This window comes from Streptomyces sp. WAC00040 (genome assembly GCF_056835925.1).
In genome coordinates, this window is sequence record NZ_JAKQZE010000003.1 from 905846 (window position 1) to 923844 (window position 17999).

Genomic DNA, 17999 nt, shown 5'->3' on the forward strand with positions numbered 1-17999 from the left:
CGAAGGGTCAGAGTTCCTTGCCCGCGGCGGCCACGGTGCGCACCCGCTTACGGACCAGGAACCAGCCGCCGACCAGCGCGGCCGCGATCAGTGGCAGGCAGTTGACGGTTGTGCGGGAGATGCCCTCGTCCATCCACATCAGGACGACGACGGAGCCCAGGAAGAGCAGCGTGACGATCTGCGTGTACGGGGCCCAGGGCAGCTGATAGGCGGGCCTGGTGACGCGGCCGTCCTGGGAGCGGTGCCAGAACAGCAGCGAGCAGACCATGATCATCGCCCAGGTGCCGATGATGCCGATCGAGGCGAAGTTGAGCACCAGCTCGAAGGCGTCGCCCGGCATGACGTAGTTGAGCAGCACGCCGAGGACACCGAAGGCGGCGGTGAGCAGAATGCCGCCGTAGGGAACGCCGCCCTTGTTCATGACGCCGGTGAACCGGGGCGCGGAACCGGACATCGACATGGACCGCAGGATGCGGCCGGTCGAGTAGAGGCCCGAGTTCAGGCTGGACAGGGCCGCGGTCAGGACGACGAGGTTCATCACGCCGGCCGCACCGGGGATGCCGAGCTTGTCGAAGACGGTGACGAAGGGGCTCTCGTCGCCGGAGTACGCCGTGTACGGGAGCAGCAGCGCCAGCAGGACGACGGAGCCGACGTAGAACAGGCCCACGCGCCACATGATCGAGTTGATCGCGCGGGGCATGATCTTCTCGGGGTTCTCGGTCTCACCGGCGGCGACACCGCACAGCTCGACGGAGGCGTAGGCGAAGACGACGCCCTGGATGAGCAGCAGCATCGGCATGAAGCCGCTCGGGAAGATACCGCCGTTGTCACTGATGGTGGAGAAGCCCGGGGTGTGGCCGCCGACGTCGTGGGAGGTGACGACCAGGTAGATGCCGATGAGCATGAATACGACGAGCGCGGCGACCTTGATGATCGCGAACCAGAACTCCATCTCACCGAAGTACTTCACCGAGATGAGGTTGGCGGTGAGGACCACGGCGAGCGCGATCAGCGCCAGCACCCACTGCGGGACGTCGCTGAACATCGCCCAGAAGTGGGCGTAGGTCGCGGCCGCGGTGATGTCGGCGATGGCGGTCGTCGACCAGTTCAGGAAGTACAACCAGCCCGCCGTGTAGGCGCCCTTCTCGCCCATGAACTCACGGGCGTAGGAGACGAAGGCGCCGGAGGACGGCCGGTAGAGCACCAGCTCACCGAGCGCGCGCACGACGAAGAAGGCGAAGACGCCGCAGACGGCGTAGGCGATGAACAGGGAGGGACCTGCTCCGGCCATGCGGCCACCGGCGCCGAGGAAGAGCCCCGTACCGATGGCACCGCCGATGGCGATCATGTTGATGTGCCGCGACTTGAGGTCCTTGCGGTACCCGGCGTCTCCGGCGTCCACGTGGGGGGAACCCGTCGCGCCGGCGACGGGCGTATCGGCCGCAGCCATGGTGCGGTCACTCATTGAGGTTGTTCGCCTTCGTGAGGGGGTGTGCGGTACCCGGCCTGCGCCGGCGCCTTCCCAGGGGTGAAGGAAGGGGACGCCCCGGCCCGGCTTCGGGCATGAATGGCCCAAGGGCTCATCGTCAGGGCAACCCTGGGATTTTGGCAGTGTCGCACCTCACTCAGACAGACATCTGAGGTACTTCAGAGGTTTCGGCAAGGTAAGCCAGGGTGTCACGAAGTTCAGGGCGCGAGTACGTCCAGTTCCTCGAGGGCCCCGACGGCGATCTCACGGGTGAGCCGCTCGGCTCTTTCCGCATCGCCTTCGCGAACGGCCTCCGCCACCCGGACATGCAGCGTCACCGCCGCCGGGTCGGGGTCGTCGAACATCACATGGTGGTGGGTACGGCCCGCGAGGACCTCGGCGACGACGTCCCCCAGCCGCGCGAACATCTCGTTGCCGGAGGCGTTGAGCACCACCCGGTGAAAGGCGATGTCGTGCTTCAGATACCCCTCGAGCTGCTGGCCGCGGGAGGTGGCGACCATGCCGAGGGCCTCCTCGGTCAGCGCCGCGCACTGCTCGGGGGTCGCGTGGACGGCGGCGAGTCCGGCAGCGACGGGTTCCACCGCGGAGCGCAGCACGGTCAGTGAGCGCAGCTGGCGCGGTCGGTCGGCGCCGGCCAGCCGCCATCGGATGACGCGGGGGTCGAAGACGTTCCACTCCTCGGTGGGACGCACGGTGACGCCGACGCGGCGGCGGGACTCCACGAGGTGCATGGACTCGAGGACGCGGACCACTTCACGGACGACCGTGCGTGACACGTCGAAACGCTGGGCGACCTCGTCGGTACGCAGCACGCTGCCCTGCGGATACTCGCCCGCCGTGATGGCGAGGCCGAGGGTGTCGAGCACATGGGTGTGAAGCCCTCGGCCTTCTGTGGTCATGGGCAAAGCCTACGGGCGTGGATCACACGCTGGCCCGCGGGAACAAAAAGTATGACGTTTATGTCTCAGCCTCTTGAATACGTCGTACCTAATAGGTTTCAGTAGCGCGACGGACCGACATCGAGCGGTCGACGAGGACAGCGAGGCACGTAATGAGCACCCCCCACGTCGTCGTGGTGATGGGCGTAGCAGGAACCGGCAAGACCACGATCGGGCCCCTGCTCGCCGCCGCCCTGGGCGTCCCGTACGCCGAAGGCGACGACTTCCATCCCCCGGCGAACATCGCCAAGATGACGGCCGGCGTCCCCCTGGACGACGCGGACCGCCGCCCGTGGCTGGACGCCATCGGCACGTGGGCCCACGGCCGGGCCGGGCTCGGCGGAGTGGTCTCCAGCTCCGCGCTCAAGCGTGCGTACCGCGACAGGCTGCGGGCTGCAGCGCCCGACGCCGTCTTCCTCCACCTCACCGGCAGCCGCGAGCTCATCGAGCAGCGGATGGCGGAGCGCAAGGGCCACTTCATGCCCACGGCGCTGCTGGACTCCCAGTTCGCGACCCTCCAGCCACTGGAGGAGGACGAGGCGGGCGTCGCCGTCGATGTGTCCGGAACCCCCGAAGAAATCACCGAACGGGCCGTCGCCGCGCTGCGCGGGCTCGAAGACTAAGGAATCACCGTGACCAGTCTCAGCGTCGAGATGCTGGCAGCGGACGCCGTCGAACCGATCACCTCGGCGGGCAACGCACAGCTGGGCATCGCCGTCCTCGCGGGCATCGCTGTCATCGTTCTGCTCATCACCAAGTTCAAGCTGCACGCCTTCCTGGCGCTGACCATCGGGTCGCTCGCGCTCGGCGCGTTCGCCGGAGCACCGCTCGACAGGGCGATCGCCTCCTTCACCGCCGGCCTGGGCTCGACCGTCGCGGGCGTCGGTGTGCTGATCGCCCTGGGCGCGATCCTCGGCAAGCTGCTCGCCGACTCCGGCGGCGCGGACCAGATCGTCGACACGATCCTCGCCAAGGCGAGCGGCCGGGCCATGCCCTGGGCGATGGTGCTGATCGCCTCGATCATCGGACTTCCGCTGTTCTTCGAGGTCGGCATCGTCCTGCTGATCCCGGTCGTGCTCATGGTCGCCAAGCGCGGCAACTACTCGCTGATGCGGATCGGTATCCCGGCGCTCGCCGGTCTGTCCGTGATGCACGGCCTCATCCCGCCGCACCCCGGCCCGCTGGTCGCGATCGACGCCATCGGCGCCAACCTCGGCGTCACCCTGGCCCTCGGCCTTGTCGTCGCGATACCGACCGTCATCATCGCCGGTCCGGTGTTCTCCAAGTACGCCGCGCGCTGGGTGGACATCCCCGCGCCGGAGAAGATGATCCCGCAGCGCGCCTCCGACGACCTGGAGAAGCGGCCGAGCTTCGGCGCCACCGTCGCCACGGTGCTGCTCCCCGTCGTCCTGATGATGGCCAAGGCCCTCGTCGACATCGTGGTGGACAACCCGGAGAACGGCGTCCAGCGCGTCACCGACGTCATCGGCTCTCCGCTGATCGCCCTGCTCGCCGCCGTGATCGTCGGCCTGTTCACGCTGGGCCGGGCCGCCGGGTTCACCAAGAGCCGGCTCTCCTCGACGGTCGAGAAGTCGCTCGCCCCGATCGCCGGTGTGCTGCTCATCGTCGGCGCCGGCGGCGGCTTCAAGCAGACGCTGATCGACATCGGTGTCGGACAGATGATCCTGGACTTCTCCAAGGACTGGGCCATCCCGACCCTGCTGCTCGCCTGGCTCATCGCCGTCGCGATCCGGCTCGCGACCGGCTCCGCGACCGTGGCCACGATCTCCGCGGCCGGCCTGGTGGCGCCACTGGCGGCCGACATGTCGACCTCGCACGCGGCCCTGCTCGTCCTCGCGATCGGCGCCGGCTCGCTGTTCTTCAGCCACGTCAACGACGCCGGCTTCTGGCTGGTGAAGGAGTACTTCGGCATGAGCGTCGGCCAGACGATCAAGACCTGGTCGGTGATGGAGACGATCATCTCGGTCGTCGGCATCGTGTTCGTGCTGCTGCTGTCACTCGTCCTCTAGCCACCTCGGGTGGTGCTCTCGGGCCCACCGGCGCTCGACCGACCCGGTGCGCATGCCGCGGCGTGCCTCCGGGTCGGCGAGCGCCATCGCGATGTGCGCGGCGACGGCGATCCCGACAGCCAGGGAGAGCCAGTCGTGCACAAAGGTGGCGCTCGTCCGCCACACCAGCGGCGCGAGGCCGGTGAACCACATCAGCAGACCGGTGCCGAGCATGACCAGCACCGCTCCGGCCGTCCAGGCCGCGTAGATCTTCTGCCCGGCATTGAACTTGCCCGCCGGACGCGCCGACGGACCGTGCTCGCGCCGGCGCACGGCACGCAGCCACGCCGGGTCGTACGGCGCGAAGCGGTTCAGCCGGCGCAGGTCCGCGCGGAACGCGCGGGAGGCCAGCGCCAGGACGAACGGCACGGGCAGCAGCACCCCGGCCCACTGGTGGACCGTCACCACGAGGTGCCGGCGGCCGACGAGTTCGGCCAGCTGCGGCACGTAGAGCACGGCCGCGGTCACGATGCACAGCAGCATCAGCGCGGCGGTCGTGCGGTGCAGCAGGCGCTCCGCACGGGTGAAGCGCCGTCTGCGGGCGGTGCGTTCCATCGGCTCACCCCGTGCGGCGGGCTCAGACGGTGGGGGTGTCGGTGCGGCCGTTGGACCGGCCGACCCAGGCGTCGACGTCATAGCCCCGCTCCTCCCAGTAACCGGGCCGGACGGAGGACGTGACCGTGATCCCGGACAGCCACTTCGCCGACTTGTAGAAGTACATCGGCGCCACGTACAGCCGGACCGGGCCGCCGTGCGAGTGGCTGACCGGCTTGTCCTGCATCCGCAGCGCGACGAGGACGTCGTCCCGCCGGGCCTGTGTGAGCGTCAGGCTCTCGCTGTAGGTCCCGTCGAAGCAGGTGAACCGGATCGCCCGTGCCTGCGGACGTACGCCGGCGGCGTCAAGCAGCTGCGAGAGCTTCACGCCCTCGAAGGGCGTGTCGGGCACGCGCCACCCGGTGACGCACTGCACGTCCCGCACGATCCGCGTCTGCGGCATGGCCCGGAGGTCGGCCAGTGTGTACGTGGCCGGTTTCCGGACGAGGCCGTCGACGGTCAGGCGGTAGGTCTCCGCGGTCTTGCGTGGCACGGACGACGCGACCGAGTAGTAGCGGAATCCGCCGCCGTTCGGCAGCAGCCCGGTCAGGCCCGTCGGGTCCTTGTCGGCGGTGGCGCCGAGGAAGCTCTCCAGGCCACGCTGCAGATAGGGCGCGGCGGCGACACCGGCGGCGCCGAGACCGAGCATGCCGAGCACGACACGGCGGCCGACGGGGGCGCCGGGACCATCGGGTTCGGCGGGTTCGGCGGGGCCGGCCGGGTCGGAGTGTGGGGACGTCACCCTTCGATTCGAGCACTTGGCCGGGCCGGATGCCAGGGGTGACGGGGGGCCGTCAGACTTCCGTCACACTTGGGGGGCCGCGCCCCCGCCCCTATGACACCGCCCTCGCCGCCGCACGGCCCGCCGCGCGGCCCGAGAAGAGACAGCCGCCGAGGAACGTGCCCTCCAGGGAGCGGTAGCCGTGGACGCCGCCGCCGCCGAAGCCCGCCGCCTCGCCCGCGGCGTACAGGCCCGGCAGCGGGGCGCCGGACCCGTCCAGGACCCGCGAGGAGAGGTCCGTCTCCAGGCCGCCGAGCGACTTGCGGGTCAGGATGTTGAGCCGTACGGCGATCAGCGGACCCGCCTTGGGGTCCAGCAGACGGTGCGGCGCGGCGGTGCGGATCAGCTTGTCGCCGAGGTACTTGCGGGCGCCGTGGATCGCCGTGACCTGAAGGTCCTTGGTGAACGGGTTGGCGACCTCCCGGTCCCGCGCCGTGATCTCGCGCCGCAGCTCAGCCTCGTCGATCAGTCCGTCCCCGGTAAGTTCGTTCATGCCTCGCACCAGCGCGCCCAGGTCCTTCTCCACGACGAAGTCGACGCCCCTGTCCATGAACGCCTTCACCGGCGCGGGCACGTCGGCCCTGGCACGTACGAAGACGTCGCGGACGGACTTGCCCGTCAGGTCCGGGTTCTGCTCGGAGCCCGACAGGGCGAACTCCTTGCCGATGATCTTCTGGTCGAGCACGAACCAGGTGTAGTCGTGGCCGGTACGCATGATGTGTTCGAGCGTGCCGAGGGTGTCGAAGCCGGGGAACAGCGGCACCGGCAGCCGTCTGCCGCGTGCGTCCAGCCAGAGGGAGGAAGGGCCCGGCAGGATGCGGATGCCGTGCCTGGCCCAGATCGGGTTCCAGTTCTCGATGCCCTCGGTGTAGTGCCACATCCGGTCGCGGTTGATGTGGCTCGCGCCGGCGCGCTCGGCGATGCCGAGCATCAGCCCGTCGACGTGCGCGGGGACGCCGGAGAGCATCTTCTTCGGCGGGGTGCCGAGCCGCTTCGGCCACTGCGCGCGGACGAGGTCGTGGTTGCCGCCGATACCGCCCGAAGTGACGATCACCGCCTGGGCCTTGAGCTCGAAGGCGCCGGTGACCTCGCGGCTGCTCGCCGCGCCGCGCTCCGCGTCGGACGGCTCGAGGATCTCACCGGTGACGGTGTCGAGGACGCCCGCGCTGCCGGCGAGACCGGTCACCCGGTGCCGGAACCTCAGCTGCACCAGCCCTCTGGCGACTCCTTCACGGACGCGCCGCTCGAAGGGTGCCACCAGGCCGGGGCCGGTGCCCCAGGTGATGTGGAAGCGGGGTACGGAGTTGCCGTGGCCGTTCGCGTCGTAGCCGCCGCGCTCCGCCCAGCCGACGACGGGGAAGAACCGCACGCCCTGCCGGTGCAGCCAGGCCCGCTTCTCCCCTGCGGCGAAGTCGACGTAGGCCTCCGCCCACTTGCGCGGCCAGCGGTCCTCCTCGCGGTCGAAGCCTGCGGTGCCCAGCCAGTCCTGCATGGCGAGCGCGTGGCTGTCCTTGATGCGCATGCGGCGTTGCTCGGGCGAGTCGACGAAGAAGAGGCCGCCGAAGGACCAGTGCGCCTGGCCCCCGACGGACCGCTCGGATTCCTGGTCGAGGAGGATGACCTTCCGTCCGGCGTCGACGAGTTCGGCCGTGGCCACGAGGCCCGCGAGTCCTGCCCCGATCACGATCACATCAGCGTCGTACGCCATGGTTGTCCATTCTCCGTCGGGCCGGTGGCACCCGATCTTCCTTACGGGTGGGTAACTCGTCAATGGCGGACCGGTCAACGGCGGCGTGCGGCGGTGTTTTCATGGGTGCCATGACTTCCGTGCGGCCCGCAGAAGAGATCCTCGACATCGTCGACGAGCACGACCGTGTGATCGGACAGGCCCCGCGCGGCGAGGCGTACGCGCGCGGACTGCGCCACCGGTGCGCGTTCATCCTCGTCAGGGATGCCGAGGGACGCGTCTTCGTGCACCGGCGCACGGCCACGAAGCTGGTCTTCCCCTCGATGTACGACATGTTCGTCGGCGGTGTCGTGGGCACCGGGGAGAGCTACGACGACGCGGCGCTGCGCGAGGCGGAGGAGGAGCTCGGCGTACGCGGACTCCCCCGCCCCGTACCGCTGTTCAAGTTCCTCTACGAAGGGGACAGCGGCTCCGGCCCCACCTGGTGGTCGTACGTCTACGAGGTCCGTTGTGAGCTGCCGGTGGAGCCTCAGCCTGAGGAGATCGACTGGTACGGCTTCCTGACGGACGCCGAACTGGAGGCGAGGCTCGGGGCGTGGGAGTGGGTGCCCGACGGGCTGGCCGCGTACGAGCGGCTCAAGGCGCACCGAACGGGCTGAGCGTCCGGGCTCGGCACCGGGCCGGACGGTGCCGGGTTGTGCCCGGAGCTGGGCCGGAGCCACCGACAGTGCGCGGGTAGGGTGCCCTGCGTGAGCGATTTCCTGCAGAGCCTGCGGCTGTGGTTCGCGCCTGCGCGGATCCGGGAAGAGGGCGACACGCCCGACTACCGGTTCTCGCTCGCCAACGAGCGGACGTTCCTTGCCTGGATCCGTACGGCGCTCGCGCTCATCGGCGGCGGCTTCGCCGTCGACCAGTTCCTGCCGGACCTGCGCTGGGGTGTACGGGCGGGGCTGGCGCTCGCGCTGATCGGCGTCGGGGCGGTGTGTGCGGTACGCGCGGTGAACCACTGGGTCCGGTGCGAGCTGGCGATGCGGCGCGGCGACGATCTGCCGGTGTCCCGGTTCCCGGCGCTGCTGGCCGTCGTCGTCGCGGTCGTCTCCCTCGCCATGGTGGCCGTGGTGGCCTGGGGTGACCTGTGACGGCGCCTCTCGCTCGCGATCCGGGGCTTCAGCCCGAGCGGACCCGGCTGGCCTGGCGCCGGACGACGCTGACCTGCACGGTGGTGGCGGTCCTCGCCGCCCGGCAGACGGCTCAGGACACGGCTCTCGCGGCAGGACTGAGCGTGGTCGCGTGGCTGGGGTTCCTGTGGGTCGCGCACCGGCGCCTGCGCGCGATGGACGCGGCCAGGCCGGCGGCGATGCCGGTGCGTGGGGCGATCGCGGCGGTCGGGTGCGTGCTGGCTCTGGCCGCGTGCGCCGTGGCGATCGTGGTGTGACAGCGGGTGACGCTCCATGTCGGACAACTGTTCCCTCGTGGCGTGACGGGCGGCGGGCGGCCGGCCCCGGAGCCGCCGACTAGCCTGGAAGGCGGACAGAACGGCACGAAAGCACCAGAGGTGAGCGCCATGACCGTTGCACACCAGGAGCACACCGCACACGAGCACACGCACGGCCCGTCCTGCGGCCACACCGAGATCCCCCACGGCGACCACATGGACTACGCGCACGACGGGCATCTCCACCGGCAGCACGGGGGGCACTGGGACGAGTGCGAGCCGGGTGAGCACGTGTCGCACAGCGGTCACGCGCACGAGCACGGCAACGGGTGCGGCCACCCCGCCGTCGTGCACGGCGACCACGTCGACTACCTCCACGACGGGCACCGGCACGCGGGACACGACGGGCACTGGGACGACCACTGACTGACGCGCAGGCGGGTCAACTGGCAGGCTCTGAGGGCCGATCCACCGTCGACACCTCTCCGGGAGCCATCGTGCCTGCCACAGAGCCCTACACCGTCCGGCTCGCGCCGGGCGTGCACGCCTACGTCCAGCCCGACGGCGGCTGGTGCCTGAACAACGCGGGCTTCGTGACCGACGGGGAGTCGACGCTCCTCGTCGACACCACGGCCACCGAGCGTCGGGCCCGGGCGCTGCGCGGGGCGCTCCTCGCGACCGGCGCGCCTCTTCCCCGTACCGTCGTCAACACCCACCACCACGGCGATCACACCTACGGCAACGGGGTCTTCCTGCCGGAGGCCGTGGTCGTCGGGCACGCATCGTGCCGGACCGAGGTGCTCGCGGCGGGCCGCCAGCTCCACCTGATCTGGCCGCAGACGGATTTCGGGGATATCCGGATCACCGCGCCGACCGTCACGTACAACGACCGGATGACGGTTCATACAGGGGACATCGAAGTGCGGCTCGTCCATCCCGGCGGGGTCGCCCACACCGCGGGCGACACGATCGTCCACCTGCCGCGGCAGGGCATCGTCTTCACCGGTGACCTGGTCTTCCAGGGCGGTACGCCGTTCGTCCCGATGGGCTCGCTCAGCGGCTCGCTGCGGGCGCTGGATGTACTGCGCTCATTGGGGGCGGAGACCGTGGTGCCCGGCCACGGGCCGATCACCGACCCGTCGGCCTACGACGCGACGGAGCGTTACCTGCGCTTCGTCGCCGAACTGGCCGCGGAGGGCCACGCCAAGGGACTGAGTCCGCTGGAGACGGCACGCGAGGCGGATCTCGGCGTGTTCGCCGAACTGCGGGAGAGCGAACGGCTGGTGGCCAACCTGCACCGGGCGTACGCGGAGCTCGACGGTCTCCCCGAGGGCTCCCCGCTCGATCCCGCCGCGGTGTTCGCGGACATGGCGGCGATGAACGGCGGGGTGCCGGTGGCCTGCCACGCCTGACCTCTCGGCGCGCTCCGCTTCCTCGAGCGGGCGACCCCCGAGGGGGCCGGCGCCTGTCGCGCGAGTGTGATCCTGGCATCGCTTTCCACCGGGCCACTGGACGACATACCGACTGGTCGGTCATCATGAACGCGTTCCCCAGGACCGCCCCCCGGAGGTGCGCATCATGAGCTCAGTCCCGCCAGGCCTCGATCCCGAGCAGCTGCGCGGCCATCTCGACCGTGAGCGGCCCGGACTGGTGGGCGGACCGCTCAGCGCCCGGCTGATCCAGGGCGGCCGCTCCAACCTCACCTACGCCGTCACCGACGGCACCAGCCGGTGGGTGGTACGCCGGCCGCCGCTCGGCCATGTGCTGGCGACGGCGCACGACATGAAGCGCGAGCACCGTGTCATCAGCGCCCTGGCGCCGACCGCCGTCCCGGTCCCGCAGCCCGTGCTGCTGTGCGAGGACGAGTCGGTCATCGGGTCGCCGTTCTACATCATGGAGTTCGTGGACGGCACCCCCTACCGCACGGCGGAGCAACTGGCTCCGCTCGGTGCGGAGCGCACCCGGGACGCCGTCCTCGCCCTCGTCGACACCCTCGTCGAGCTGCACGCCGTGGACCCGGCGGCCGTCGGCCTCGGCGACTTCGGCCGGCCGGAGGGCTTCCTCGACCGGCAGCTGCGGCGCTGGGGCAAGCAGCTGGCGGCCTCTCGGGGACGCGACCTGGCCGGCATCGACGAACTGCACGCCGCGCTCGGGCGCGCGCTGCCCGACTCCCCCGCCGCCACCGTGGTCCACGGCGACTACCGCCTCGACAACGTCCTGATCGGCGACGACGACCGGATCAAGGCCGTCCTGGACTGGGAGATGTCGACCCTCGGCGACCCGCTGACCGACCTCGGCCTGCTGGTCATGTACAGCAAGCGGCTGGAACTGCCCGACTCCCCCGTCAGCACCACCGCGGGCGCCGCCGGCCACCCGTCCCCCGCCGAACTGATCGAGCGTTACGCGGAGCGCTCCGGCCGTGACACCTCGGCGATCTCCTGGTACGAAGCGTTCGCCTGGTTCAAGCTCGCCGTGATCCTCGAGGGCATCCACTACCGCTACACCCTCGGTCAGACCGTCGGCGCCGGATTCGACCGCATCGGCGACCTCGTCCCCCTCTTCATCGAGCACGGTCTCACCACCCTTCAGGAAGGCTGAGTACCTCATGGACTTCGCATTCGACGCGCGCACCGAAGAACTCCGCGGCAAACTGGTCGCCTTCATGGACGAGCACGTCTACCCGGCCGAGAAGATCGCGGAGGAGCAGCGCGCCGAGCTCGCCTCCCCCTGGGACACGCCCGCGATCGTGGAGGAACTCAAGGCCGAGGCCCGCAAGCAGGGCCTGTGGAACCTCTTCCTCCCCGACTCCGAGTACGGCGCCGGGCTGACCAACCTCCAGTACGCGCCGCTCGCCGAGATCACCGGCCGCAGCCCGCACCTCGCGCCGACCGCGCTGAACTGCGCGGCCCCGGACACCGGCAACATGGAGGTGCTCACCCAGTTCGGCTCCGACGAGCAGAAGAAGCAGTGGCTCGAGCCGCTGCTCGCGGGTGAGATCCGCTCGGCGTTCGCGATGACCGAGCCCGAGGTGGCCTCCTCCGACGCGACCAACATCCGGACCCGCATCGACCGGGACGGTGACGACTACGTCGTAAACGGCCGCAAGTGGTACATCTCCGGGGCCATGAACCCCGACTGCAAGATCCTGATCGTCATGGGCAAGACCGACCCGGACGGCGAGGACATCCGCCGCCAGCAGTCGATGATCCTGGTGCCCAGCGACACCCCCGGCGTGCAGATACGACGCGCGATGCAGGTGTACGGCTACGAGGACCACTCCCACGGCGGCCACGCCGAAGTCGTCTTCGACGACGTACGGGTCCCCGCGACGAACCTGATCGGCGAGGAGGGCAGCGGCTTCGCCATCGCCCAGGCGCGGCTGGGTCCGGGCCGTATCCACCACTGCATGCGGCTGATCGGCATGGCGGAGCGCGCGATCGAGCTGATGTGCCGGCGGGCCGTCTCCCGTACCGCCTTCGGCAAGCCGATCGCGCAGCAGGGCGTCGTCCAGAACTGGATCGCCGACGCGCGGGTCACCGTGGAGCAACTGCGGCTGCTGGTGCTGAAGACGGCGTGGCTGATGGACACGGTCGGCAACCGCGGGGCACACACCGAGATCCAGGCGATCAAGATCGCAACGCCGCGGGCGGTCGTCGACATCCTCGACAAGGCCGTCCAGGCGCACGGCGCGGGCGGCGTCAGCCAGGACTTCCCGCTGGCGGAGCTGTGGGCGTCGGCGCGGACGCTGAAGCTGGCGGACGGGCCGGACGAAGTGCACCAGCGGTCGCTGGCGCGGCGGGAACTGAAGAAGTACATGTGACGTGGTCGGGGCGGCCCCGCTGGGCGGGGCCGCTCCCGGAACCGGGCTCCGCCCGGACCCGGCACCGCGCTCCGCGCGGTGTTTCGGAGGCTCCCCCTACGCCTGGCGGCGGGGGACCCCCGCCGGACCCCCGCTCCTCGAACGCCGGCGAGGCTGGAGTTGCCCGGCCAGGCCGGAGCGCCTCCGCCGGCGGGGCCGATTCGCCAAGCGGAATCCTGCCCGGTACTGGAGGGCACACGGTACGCCGTCCGCGCGGCGGTACGGGGTGCGCGCGCGAGCCGGAACGCCGCCCGCAGGGCGATACAGGGTGTGCACGCCGCCACCCATGACGGGCAGCGGCCGGCGGCCGCGCCGCCTGCGCCAGTGCCTCCGCGTCGGGGCGCGGCCGGCGGATCCGCGGAACACCCCCGCACGGCGCGCGGGTCCGCACGAAGCCGGAACACCGCCCGCAAGGCGGCACGGTGTTCGAGCCCGGCCCCGAACACCGCCGCAGGGCGATACCCGGGGTCCGGGCGAAGCCCGGCCGCGGGTAGGGGCGGGGAGGGACAAGCTCGCCGCAGGCGCCGCGCCCCGGCAGCGGAACAGCCCTCCGCAGGCGGCACGCCCGCCCCGGACGCCGCGCCCCGCGCAGCGGACAAGCCCGCCCCGCTACGGTCGCAGCGCCCTCAGCAGCAGGTCCGCCAAGTGGTCCGCGACCTGTTGCTTCGTCAGGGGGCCGTCCGGGCGGTACCAGGTCGACAGGTGATGGATCGAGCCGAAGTGGTAGTCGACCACAAGGTCCGCCGGGGTGGCCGACGAGAAGACGCCGTCCCGCTGCCCCTCCTCCACCAGCGCGCGGAAGCGCTCGTGGTAACGGCGGCGTTCCGCGCGTACCTGCTTGTGCTTCTCCGGGCTCAGGTGGTGCATGGAGCGGAAGAAGATGTCCGCGTCGTCGAGGTTCTCGATCGTGGTGACGACGACGTCGGCCGCCGCCCCGCGCAGCCGGGTCTCCACGGGCTCGTCGGCGTCCGCGTAGGCGTCGAGGCGCTGCTGCTGGACGCGGAGCACGCGGGCGTAGACCTCCTGGAGGAGGTCCTCCTTCGAACCGAAGTAGTGGTAGAGCGCGCCCTTGGTGACACCGGCCGCCTCCACGATCTCCTGGACCGATGTGCGGTCGTAGCCGCGTTCCGCGAAGAGGCGGGTGGCGGCGGCCAGCAGCCTCTGCGGGACGGGGGTGCCGTCCCCGTCCGTCGTCCTGGCCATTGCCGCCACCCGCCTTTCTCGCTGTCTGCTGTGTGCTGTACGTGCCGTGCTCGGCCGGCTGCTACGCGGGGGAACGCAGTTCCCGCCTGAGGATCTTCCCACTTGTCGTCTTGGGGAGCTCCGGCAGGACCTCGACCTCGCGGGGGTACTTGTAGGCGGCCAGCCGCTCGGCGCAGTACGCGGAGATCTCCTCCGGTTCCGCCACCGCCCCGGGCCGCAGGCTGACGAACGCCTTCACGCTCTCCCCGCGGTAGGCGTCGGGAATGCCCACGACGGCCGCCTCGCGGACGGCGGGGTGGGTGTAGAGGACGTCCTCGACCTCGCGCGGCCAGACCTTGAAGCCGGAGGCGTTGATCATGTCCTTCTTGCGGTCGACGACGTAGAGCCAGCCGTCCTCGTCCATGAAGCCGATGTCGCCGGTGCGCAGTTCGCCGTCGGGGAAGGCCTCCGCGGTGGCCTCGGGGAGCCGCCAGTAGCCGGGCACGACCTGCGGGCCAAAGACCGCGATCTCGCCCTGCTCACCGAAGGGCACGTCCTCGCCCTTGTCGTCGATGATCCGGACGACCGTGTCGGGGCCGGGGAGTCCGACGGAGAGGTCGCCGGAGGCCGGGTCGACGGGGGCCTCCCTCTCCGGGGGTACGGAGGCGCAGGGGGCGGTGCACTCCGTGAGCCCGTAGCCGTTGCGGATGTAGGGGCCGAAGCCGGCTCTGAACTTCTCGACGAGCGCGGGCGGCACGGGCGCCCCGCCGGAGGAGATCACCCGGAAGGACTCGAAGTGCTCCGGCGTGGCCGAGGGGTGGGCGCCGAGGGCCATGAAGGCGGTCGACGGGCCGACGGTGTACGCGGGCCGGTGCTCGAGGAACGCGTCGAGGACGACACCGGCCTCGAAGCGGTAGGCGAGTGCCAGAGTGCCCGCGTTGGCGATGCAGGCGGCGAGCTGGCAGACCATGCCGGTGATGTGGAACAGCGGCGCGAGCACGAAGTAGCAGGCGCCTTCGGGCACGGGGTGGCCGGTGCGCTGGCGTTCCGCGTTGTAGGTGATGCCGCCGTGCAGGTTCATGGCGCCCTTGGGGGTGCCGCTGGTGCCGGACGTGTAGCTGATCAGCGCGACGTCGGTGGCCGCGAGTTCGCGGTCGGACGGGGCCGGGAGGCCCTGGCGGGCGACGGCGAGGAGGTCGTCCGCGTCGTCGGCGGGCGCGGTGCGCTCGAAGCCGAGGACCCGTTCGTCGCCCCGCGTCTGAAGGTCGAGCTCGCAGGCGGTGAGGGCCATCCGCACGGGCGACGCGGCGGCGCAGTCGCGCAGGTGTCCGTCCCAGGCGCGGTCGGAGCAGATCAGCGCGCTCACTTCGGCGTCGGCGAGGACGTGGGCGACCTCGCCCGACTTGTACATCGGGTTGAGAGGGACGACGGTGGCTCCGGCCTTCCACGCGCCGAGCAGGGCGATGACGAAGTGGGGGGTGTTCTGGAGCATGATCGCGACCCGGTCCCCGCGGGAGATCCCGCGGGCGGCGAGGTGCCCGGCGACGGAGTCGGACAGTTCGTCGGTCTCGCGGTAGGTCAGGCGCCCGTCGAAATAGGCGAGCGCGGTGTGACCGGGGGCACGGCCGACGGCGGCGCGGAACGCGTGCAGCACGGTCGCGGGCGGGTCGATCGGCGCCCGCTGGGCGTCGCTGAGCAGGGAGAGCCAGGGCTTGGCGGCATAGATCGAGCTCATCGGCGGGCCTCCTCCCACTTCTGCTGGAGGTGGCTCATGCCGGCCAGCCAGCGGTCGTTCTGCGTCGCTCGGGCCGCGTAGTATCCGGCGACCTCCGCGTGCGGCAGGACGAGGAAGCGGTCCTCCGCCATGGCCTCGAAGAGGGAGTCGGCGACGTCCTCGGGCTCGATCGCGGTGGGGGTGAGGACGAGTTCGCCGGCGCTGCCGCTGGCGGTCAGCATGTCGGTCCGTACGCCCTGGGGGCAGATCGCGTGGACCTTGATGCCGCGGTGCCGGTAGGTGAGGGAGAGCCACTCGGCGTAGGCGAGGGCGCCGTGCTTGCTGACGCTGTAGGGTGCCGCGCCGATCATGGTGAGGAGTCCGGCGGCGGAGACGGTGGACACGAAGCGTCCGGCGCCGCGCTCGAGCCAGTCCGGGAGCAGGATCCTGCTCGCGCGGACGTGGGCCATCACGTTGACGTCCCAGGCCGCGGCCCATACGTCCTCGTCGGCGAAGGCGTCGCCGCCGGAGGCGAGCCCGGCGTTGGCGCAGTAGACGTCCACGACGCCGCCGAGGGCGTCACGGGCCTCGTCGACGATCTGTGAGGCGTCGCCGGGTACGGCGACGGCGCCGATCTCGTCGGCGACGGTCTTCGCCTTGCCGGGGTCGATGTCGTTGACGACCACCTTGGCGCCTTCCGCGGCGAAGCGGCGGGCGAGTGCGGCTCCGATGCCTCCGCCCGCGCCCGTGACCACAACCCCAGCACCTTGCACCGTACTCATCAGCTCCGCCTTTCGTACCCAGGTCCCGTGGGCGCAGACTAACCAGTCGGTATGTCACTTCGGAAGGGGGCACAACCACTTGCCGGGGTCGTTCCCCGGGACCGACATGAGCGCTAGCGTGCAGTGGTCATGACACACGGCGATCACGGAGGTAGCTCGATGAGCCTGTCCAGACGGGGTTTGCTGGTCGCGGGCGGCGGCGCGGTGGGTGCACTCGCCGCCGCCCCCACGCCCGCCGCGGCCCAGGGCCGCGGCCGGGTCCACACCGGTTTCGAACGCCTGGCGGCCGACGGGTACGCCGCACTGTCCGGGCAGCGCGTCGGCATGGTCACCAACCCCACGGGCATCGCCCGCGACGTACGCCACATCGTGGACGTGATGCACGCCGACGACCGCGTGGACCTCGTCGCGGTCTTCGGCCCCGAGCACGGCTTCCGCGGCACCGCGCAAGCCGGCGGCTCCGAGGGCCGCTACGACGACCCGGCGACAGGGCTGCCCGTCTACGACACGTACCTCAAGAGCGGACAGCCGCTCGCCGACATCTTCACGGCCTCCGGCGTGGAAACCGTCGTCTTCGACATCCAGGACGCGGGCGCCCGCTTCTACACGTACATCTGGACGCTGTTCGACTGCATGCAGGCGGCGGCCCTCGCCGGCAAGCGCTTCGTCGTCCTCGACCGGCCGAACCCGGTCACCGGCAGGGCGGCGCTCGGGCCGGTGCTCGACAAGGCTTTCGCGACGTTCGTGGGCCGGGAACCGATCTCCCAGGCACACGGCATGACCGTCGCCGAACTGGCACTGCTGTTCAACGGCGAGTTCCTGTCCCGGCAGGTCGAACTCGACGTCGTACGGATGTCGGGGTGGCGGCGGGGGGACTTCTTCGACGACACGGGCCTGCCGTGGGTCCCGCCCAGCCCCAACATGCCCACCCCGGAGACAGCGCTGGTCTACTCCGGCACCTGCCTGTTCGAGGGCACCAACCTCTCGGAGGGCCGCGGCACCACCCGCCCCTTCGAGCTGCTGGGCGCGGAGGGCATCGGCCCGGCCTGGGCGGAGGCGGCCAACGGTCTCGGTCTGCCCGGCGTCCGCTTCCGTGAGGCGTACTTCGCGCCCACCTTCTCCAAGTGGCAGGGCAAGACCGTCGGCGGAGTGCAGCTCCACGTCCACGACCGCAAGGCCTTCGACCCGGTCCGCGCGGGGATCGGACTGCTGGTGACGGCGAAGCGGAGCTGGAGCGGCTTCGCCTGGCGCTCCGACAACTGGATCGACAAGCTCACCGGTTCCACCCGCGTGCGCACCCTGATCGACGCGGGCGCGGACACCGACGAGGTCGTCGGCGCCTGGCAGGACGATCTGGCCGCGTTCAGGGCCGTACGGAAGCGGTACCTGCGCTACTGAGCGACGGCCGCCCGGCCGGCACCACCGCGCCAGCGGCGAAGGGGCCGGTGGCGAGTCCGGTGGGGAGTCCG

Annotated in this window: 18 protein-coding genes; 10 read left to right on the forward strand and 8 right to left on the reverse strand. The window is 70.9% G+C overall.

The window, feature by feature from the left end; genetic code table 11:
• Window positions 1–7: 7 nt before the first annotated feature.
• Both MDN94_RS29605 and MDN94_RS29610 read right to left on the reverse strand, forming a co-directional pair.
• Window positions 8–1465, reverse strand: a complete 1458-nt coding sequence (locus tag MDN94_RS29605) for an amino acid permease (protein WP_482728905.1) — start codon at window positions 1463–1465, stop codon at window positions 8–10.
• A 221-nt stretch (window positions 1466–1686) separates the two neighbouring features.
• The gene (locus MDN94_RS29610; RefSeq protein ID WP_482728906.1) at window positions 1687–2388 is read right to left on the reverse strand and encodes a FadR/GntR family transcriptional regulator; all 702 of its coding nucleotides are present in this window, start codon (window positions 2386–2388) and stop codon (window positions 1687–1689) included.
• Window positions 2389–2540: 152 nt separating this feature from the next.
• Here MDN94_RS29610 and MDN94_RS29615 point away from each other — a divergent pair, with 152 nt between their 5' ends.
• Both MDN94_RS29615 and MDN94_RS29620 read left to right on the forward strand, forming a co-directional pair.
• Window positions 2541–3050 (forward strand): gluconokinase, encoded by a 510-nt coding sequence (locus MDN94_RS29615; protein WP_482728907.1) that lies wholly within the window; start codon window positions 2541–2543, stop codon window positions 3048–3050.
• Between the two features lie 9 nt (window positions 3051–3059).
• Window positions 3060–4457: a GntT/GntP/DsdX family permease gene (locus tag MDN94_RS29620; RefSeq protein WP_482728908.1), complete on the forward strand. Its 1398-nt coding sequence runs from the start codon at window positions 3060–3062 to the stop codon at window positions 4455–4457.
• Here MDN94_RS29620 and MDN94_RS29625 read toward each other — a convergent pair.
• From MDN94_RS29625 to MDN94_RS29635, 3 genes are all read right to left on the reverse strand, one after another.
• Entirely contained in the window at window positions 4443–5132 is a 690-nt protein-coding gene (locus MDN94_RS29625) for a cytochrome b/b6 domain-containing protein (RefSeq protein ID WP_482728909.1), read from the reverse strand. The two genes, MDN94_RS29620 and MDN94_RS29625, sit on opposite strands and share 15 nt — an antisense overlap.
• Window positions 5074–5739 carry a molybdopterin-dependent oxidoreductase gene (locus tag MDN94_RS29630; protein WP_482729115.1) on the reverse strand — a complete coding sequence of 222 codons (666 nt, stop codon included), beginning with the start codon at window positions 5737–5739 and terminating at the stop codon, window positions 5074–5076. The genes MDN94_RS29625 and MDN94_RS29630 overlap by 59 nt, the downstream gene beginning before the upstream one ends.
• 184 nt (window positions 5740–5923) lie before the next feature.
• Complete coding sequence (locus tag MDN94_RS29635) at window positions 5924–7579, reverse strand: FAD-binding dehydrogenase (RefSeq protein WP_482728910.1); 1656 nt, start codon at window positions 7577–7579, stop codon at window positions 5924–5926.
• Window positions 7580–7689: 110 nt separating this feature from the next.
• Here MDN94_RS29635 and MDN94_RS29640 point away from each other — a divergent pair, with 110 nt between their 5' ends.
• The 7 genes from MDN94_RS29640 (at window position 7690) to MDN94_RS29670 (ending at window position 12813) form a co-directional block, all read left to right on the forward strand.
• Window positions 7690–8217: an NUDIX hydrolase gene (locus MDN94_RS29640; protein ID WP_482728911.1), complete on the forward strand. Its 528-nt coding sequence runs from the start codon at window positions 7690–7692 to the stop codon at window positions 8215–8217.
• Window positions 8218–8307: 90 nt separating this feature from the next.
• Window positions 8308–8697 carry a YidH family protein gene (locus tag MDN94_RS29645; RefSeq protein ID WP_482728912.1) on the forward strand — a complete coding sequence of 130 codons (390 nt, stop codon included), beginning with the start codon at window positions 8308–8310 and terminating at the stop codon, window positions 8695–8697.
• Entirely contained in the window at window positions 8694–8993 is a 300-nt protein-coding gene (locus tag MDN94_RS29650) for a DUF202 domain-containing protein (RefSeq protein WP_482728913.1), read from the forward strand. The genes MDN94_RS29645 and MDN94_RS29650 overlap by 4 nt, the downstream gene beginning before the upstream one ends.
• A gap of 129 nt (window positions 8994–9122) precedes the next feature.
• Entirely contained in the window at window positions 9123–9419 is a 297-nt protein-coding gene (locus MDN94_RS29655) for a hypothetical protein (RefSeq protein ID WP_482728914.1), read from the forward strand.
• Window positions 9420–9490: 71 nt separating this feature from the next.
• A complete protein-coding gene (locus MDN94_RS29660; RefSeq protein ID WP_482728915.1) occupies window positions 9491–10405 on the forward strand; it encodes an MBL fold metallo-hydrolase in 915 nt (304 codons plus the stop codon).
• Between the two features lie 166 nt (window positions 10406–10571).
• Window positions 10572–11591: a phosphotransferase family protein gene (locus MDN94_RS29665; protein ID WP_482728916.1), complete on the forward strand. Its 1020-nt coding sequence runs from the start codon at window positions 10572–10574 to the stop codon at window positions 11589–11591.
• A gap of 7 nt (window positions 11592–11598) precedes the next feature.
• On the forward strand, window positions 11599–12813 hold the full coding sequence (locus tag MDN94_RS29670; protein ID WP_482728917.1) for an acyl-CoA dehydrogenase family protein: 1215 nt from the start codon (window positions 11599–11601) through the stop codon (window positions 12811–12813).
• A gap of 648 nt (window positions 12814–13461) precedes the next feature.
• Here MDN94_RS29670 and MDN94_RS29675 read toward each other — a convergent pair.
• The 3 genes from MDN94_RS29675 to MDN94_RS29685 all read right to left on the reverse strand — a co-directional run bounded on the left by MDN94_RS29675 (window position 13462) and on the right by MDN94_RS29685 (window position 16530).
• The gene (locus tag MDN94_RS29675; protein WP_441266495.1) at window positions 13462–14055 is read right to left on the reverse strand and encodes a TetR/AcrR family transcriptional regulator; all 594 of its coding nucleotides are present in this window, start codon (window positions 14053–14055) and stop codon (window positions 13462–13464) included.
• Window positions 14056–14116: 61 nt separating this feature from the next.
• Window positions 14117–15769: an AMP-binding protein gene (locus tag MDN94_RS29680; protein WP_482728918.1), complete on the reverse strand. Its 1653-nt coding sequence runs from the start codon at window positions 15767–15769 to the stop codon at window positions 14117–14119.
• Entirely contained in the window at window positions 15766–16530 is a 765-nt protein-coding gene (locus tag MDN94_RS29685; protein ID WP_482728919.1) for an SDR family oxidoreductase, read from the reverse strand. Before MDN94_RS29685 ends, MDN94_RS29680 begins: the two co-directional genes overlap by 4 nt.
• A gap of 159 nt (window positions 16531–16689) precedes the next feature.
• Between MDN94_RS29685 and MDN94_RS29690 the strand changes: the two genes are divergently transcribed.
• The gene (locus tag MDN94_RS29690) at window positions 16690–17928 is read left to right on the forward strand and encodes an exo-beta-N-acetylmuramidase NamZ family protein (RefSeq protein ID WP_482728920.1); all 1239 of its coding nucleotides are present in this window, start codon (window positions 16690–16692) and stop codon (window positions 17926–17928) included.
• Window positions 17929–17999: the final 71 nt, after the last annotated feature.

Excerpts from the sequence above, each read along its gene's own strand:
- MDN94_RS29605 (WP_482728905.1), bottom strand. The coding sequence starts at position 1,465 with ATGAGTGACCGCACCATGGCTGCGGCCGATACGCCCGTCGCCGGCGCG.
- MDN94_RS29610 (WP_482728906.1), bottom strand. The coding sequence starts at position 2,388 with ATGACCACAGAAGGCCGAGGGCTTCACACCCATGTGCTCGACACCCTC.
- MDN94_RS29615 (WP_482728907.1), top strand. The coding sequence starts at position 2,541 with ATGAGCACCCCCCACGTCGTCGTGGTGATGGGCGTAGCAGGAACCGGC.
- MDN94_RS29625 (WP_482728909.1), bottom strand. The coding sequence starts at position 5,132 with ATGACGTCGACGCCTGGGTCGGCCGGTCCAACGGCCGCACCGACACCC.
- MDN94_RS29630 (WP_482729115.1), bottom strand. The coding sequence starts at position 5,739 with ATGCTCGGTCTCGGCGCCGCCGGTGTCGCCGCCGCGCCCTATCTGCAG.
- MDN94_RS29635 (WP_482728910.1), bottom strand. The coding sequence starts at position 7,579 with ATGGCGTACGACGCTGATGTGATCGTGATCGGGGCAGGACTCGCGGGC.
- MDN94_RS29640 (WP_482728911.1), top strand. The coding sequence starts at position 7,690 with ATGACTTCCGTGCGGCCCGCAGAAGAGATCCTCGACATCGTCGACGAG.
- MDN94_RS29655 (WP_482728914.1), top strand. The coding sequence starts at position 9,123 with ATGACCGTTGCACACCAGGAGCACACCGCACACGAGCACACGCACGGC.
- MDN94_RS29665 (WP_482728916.1), top strand. The coding sequence starts at position 10,572 with ATGAGCTCAGTCCCGCCAGGCCTCGATCCCGAGCAGCTGCGCGGCCAT.
- MDN94_RS29670 (WP_482728917.1), top strand. The coding sequence starts at position 11,599 with ATGGACTTCGCATTCGACGCGCGCACCGAAGAACTCCGCGGCAAACTG.
- MDN94_RS29675 (WP_441266495.1), bottom strand. The coding sequence starts at position 14,055 with ATGGCCAGGACGACGGACGGGGACGGCACCCCCGTCCCGCAGAGGCTG.
- MDN94_RS29680 (WP_482728918.1), bottom strand. The coding sequence starts at position 15,769 with ATGAGCTCGATCTATGCCGCCAAGCCCTGGCTCTCCCTGCTCAGCGAC.
- MDN94_RS29685 (WP_482728919.1), bottom strand. The coding sequence starts at position 16,530 with ATGAGTACGGTGCAAGGTGCTGGGGTTGTGGTCACGGGCGCGGGCGGA.
- MDN94_RS29690 (WP_482728920.1), top strand. The coding sequence starts at position 16,690 with ATGAGCCTGTCCAGACGGGGTTTGCTGGTCGCGGGCGGCGGCGCGGTG.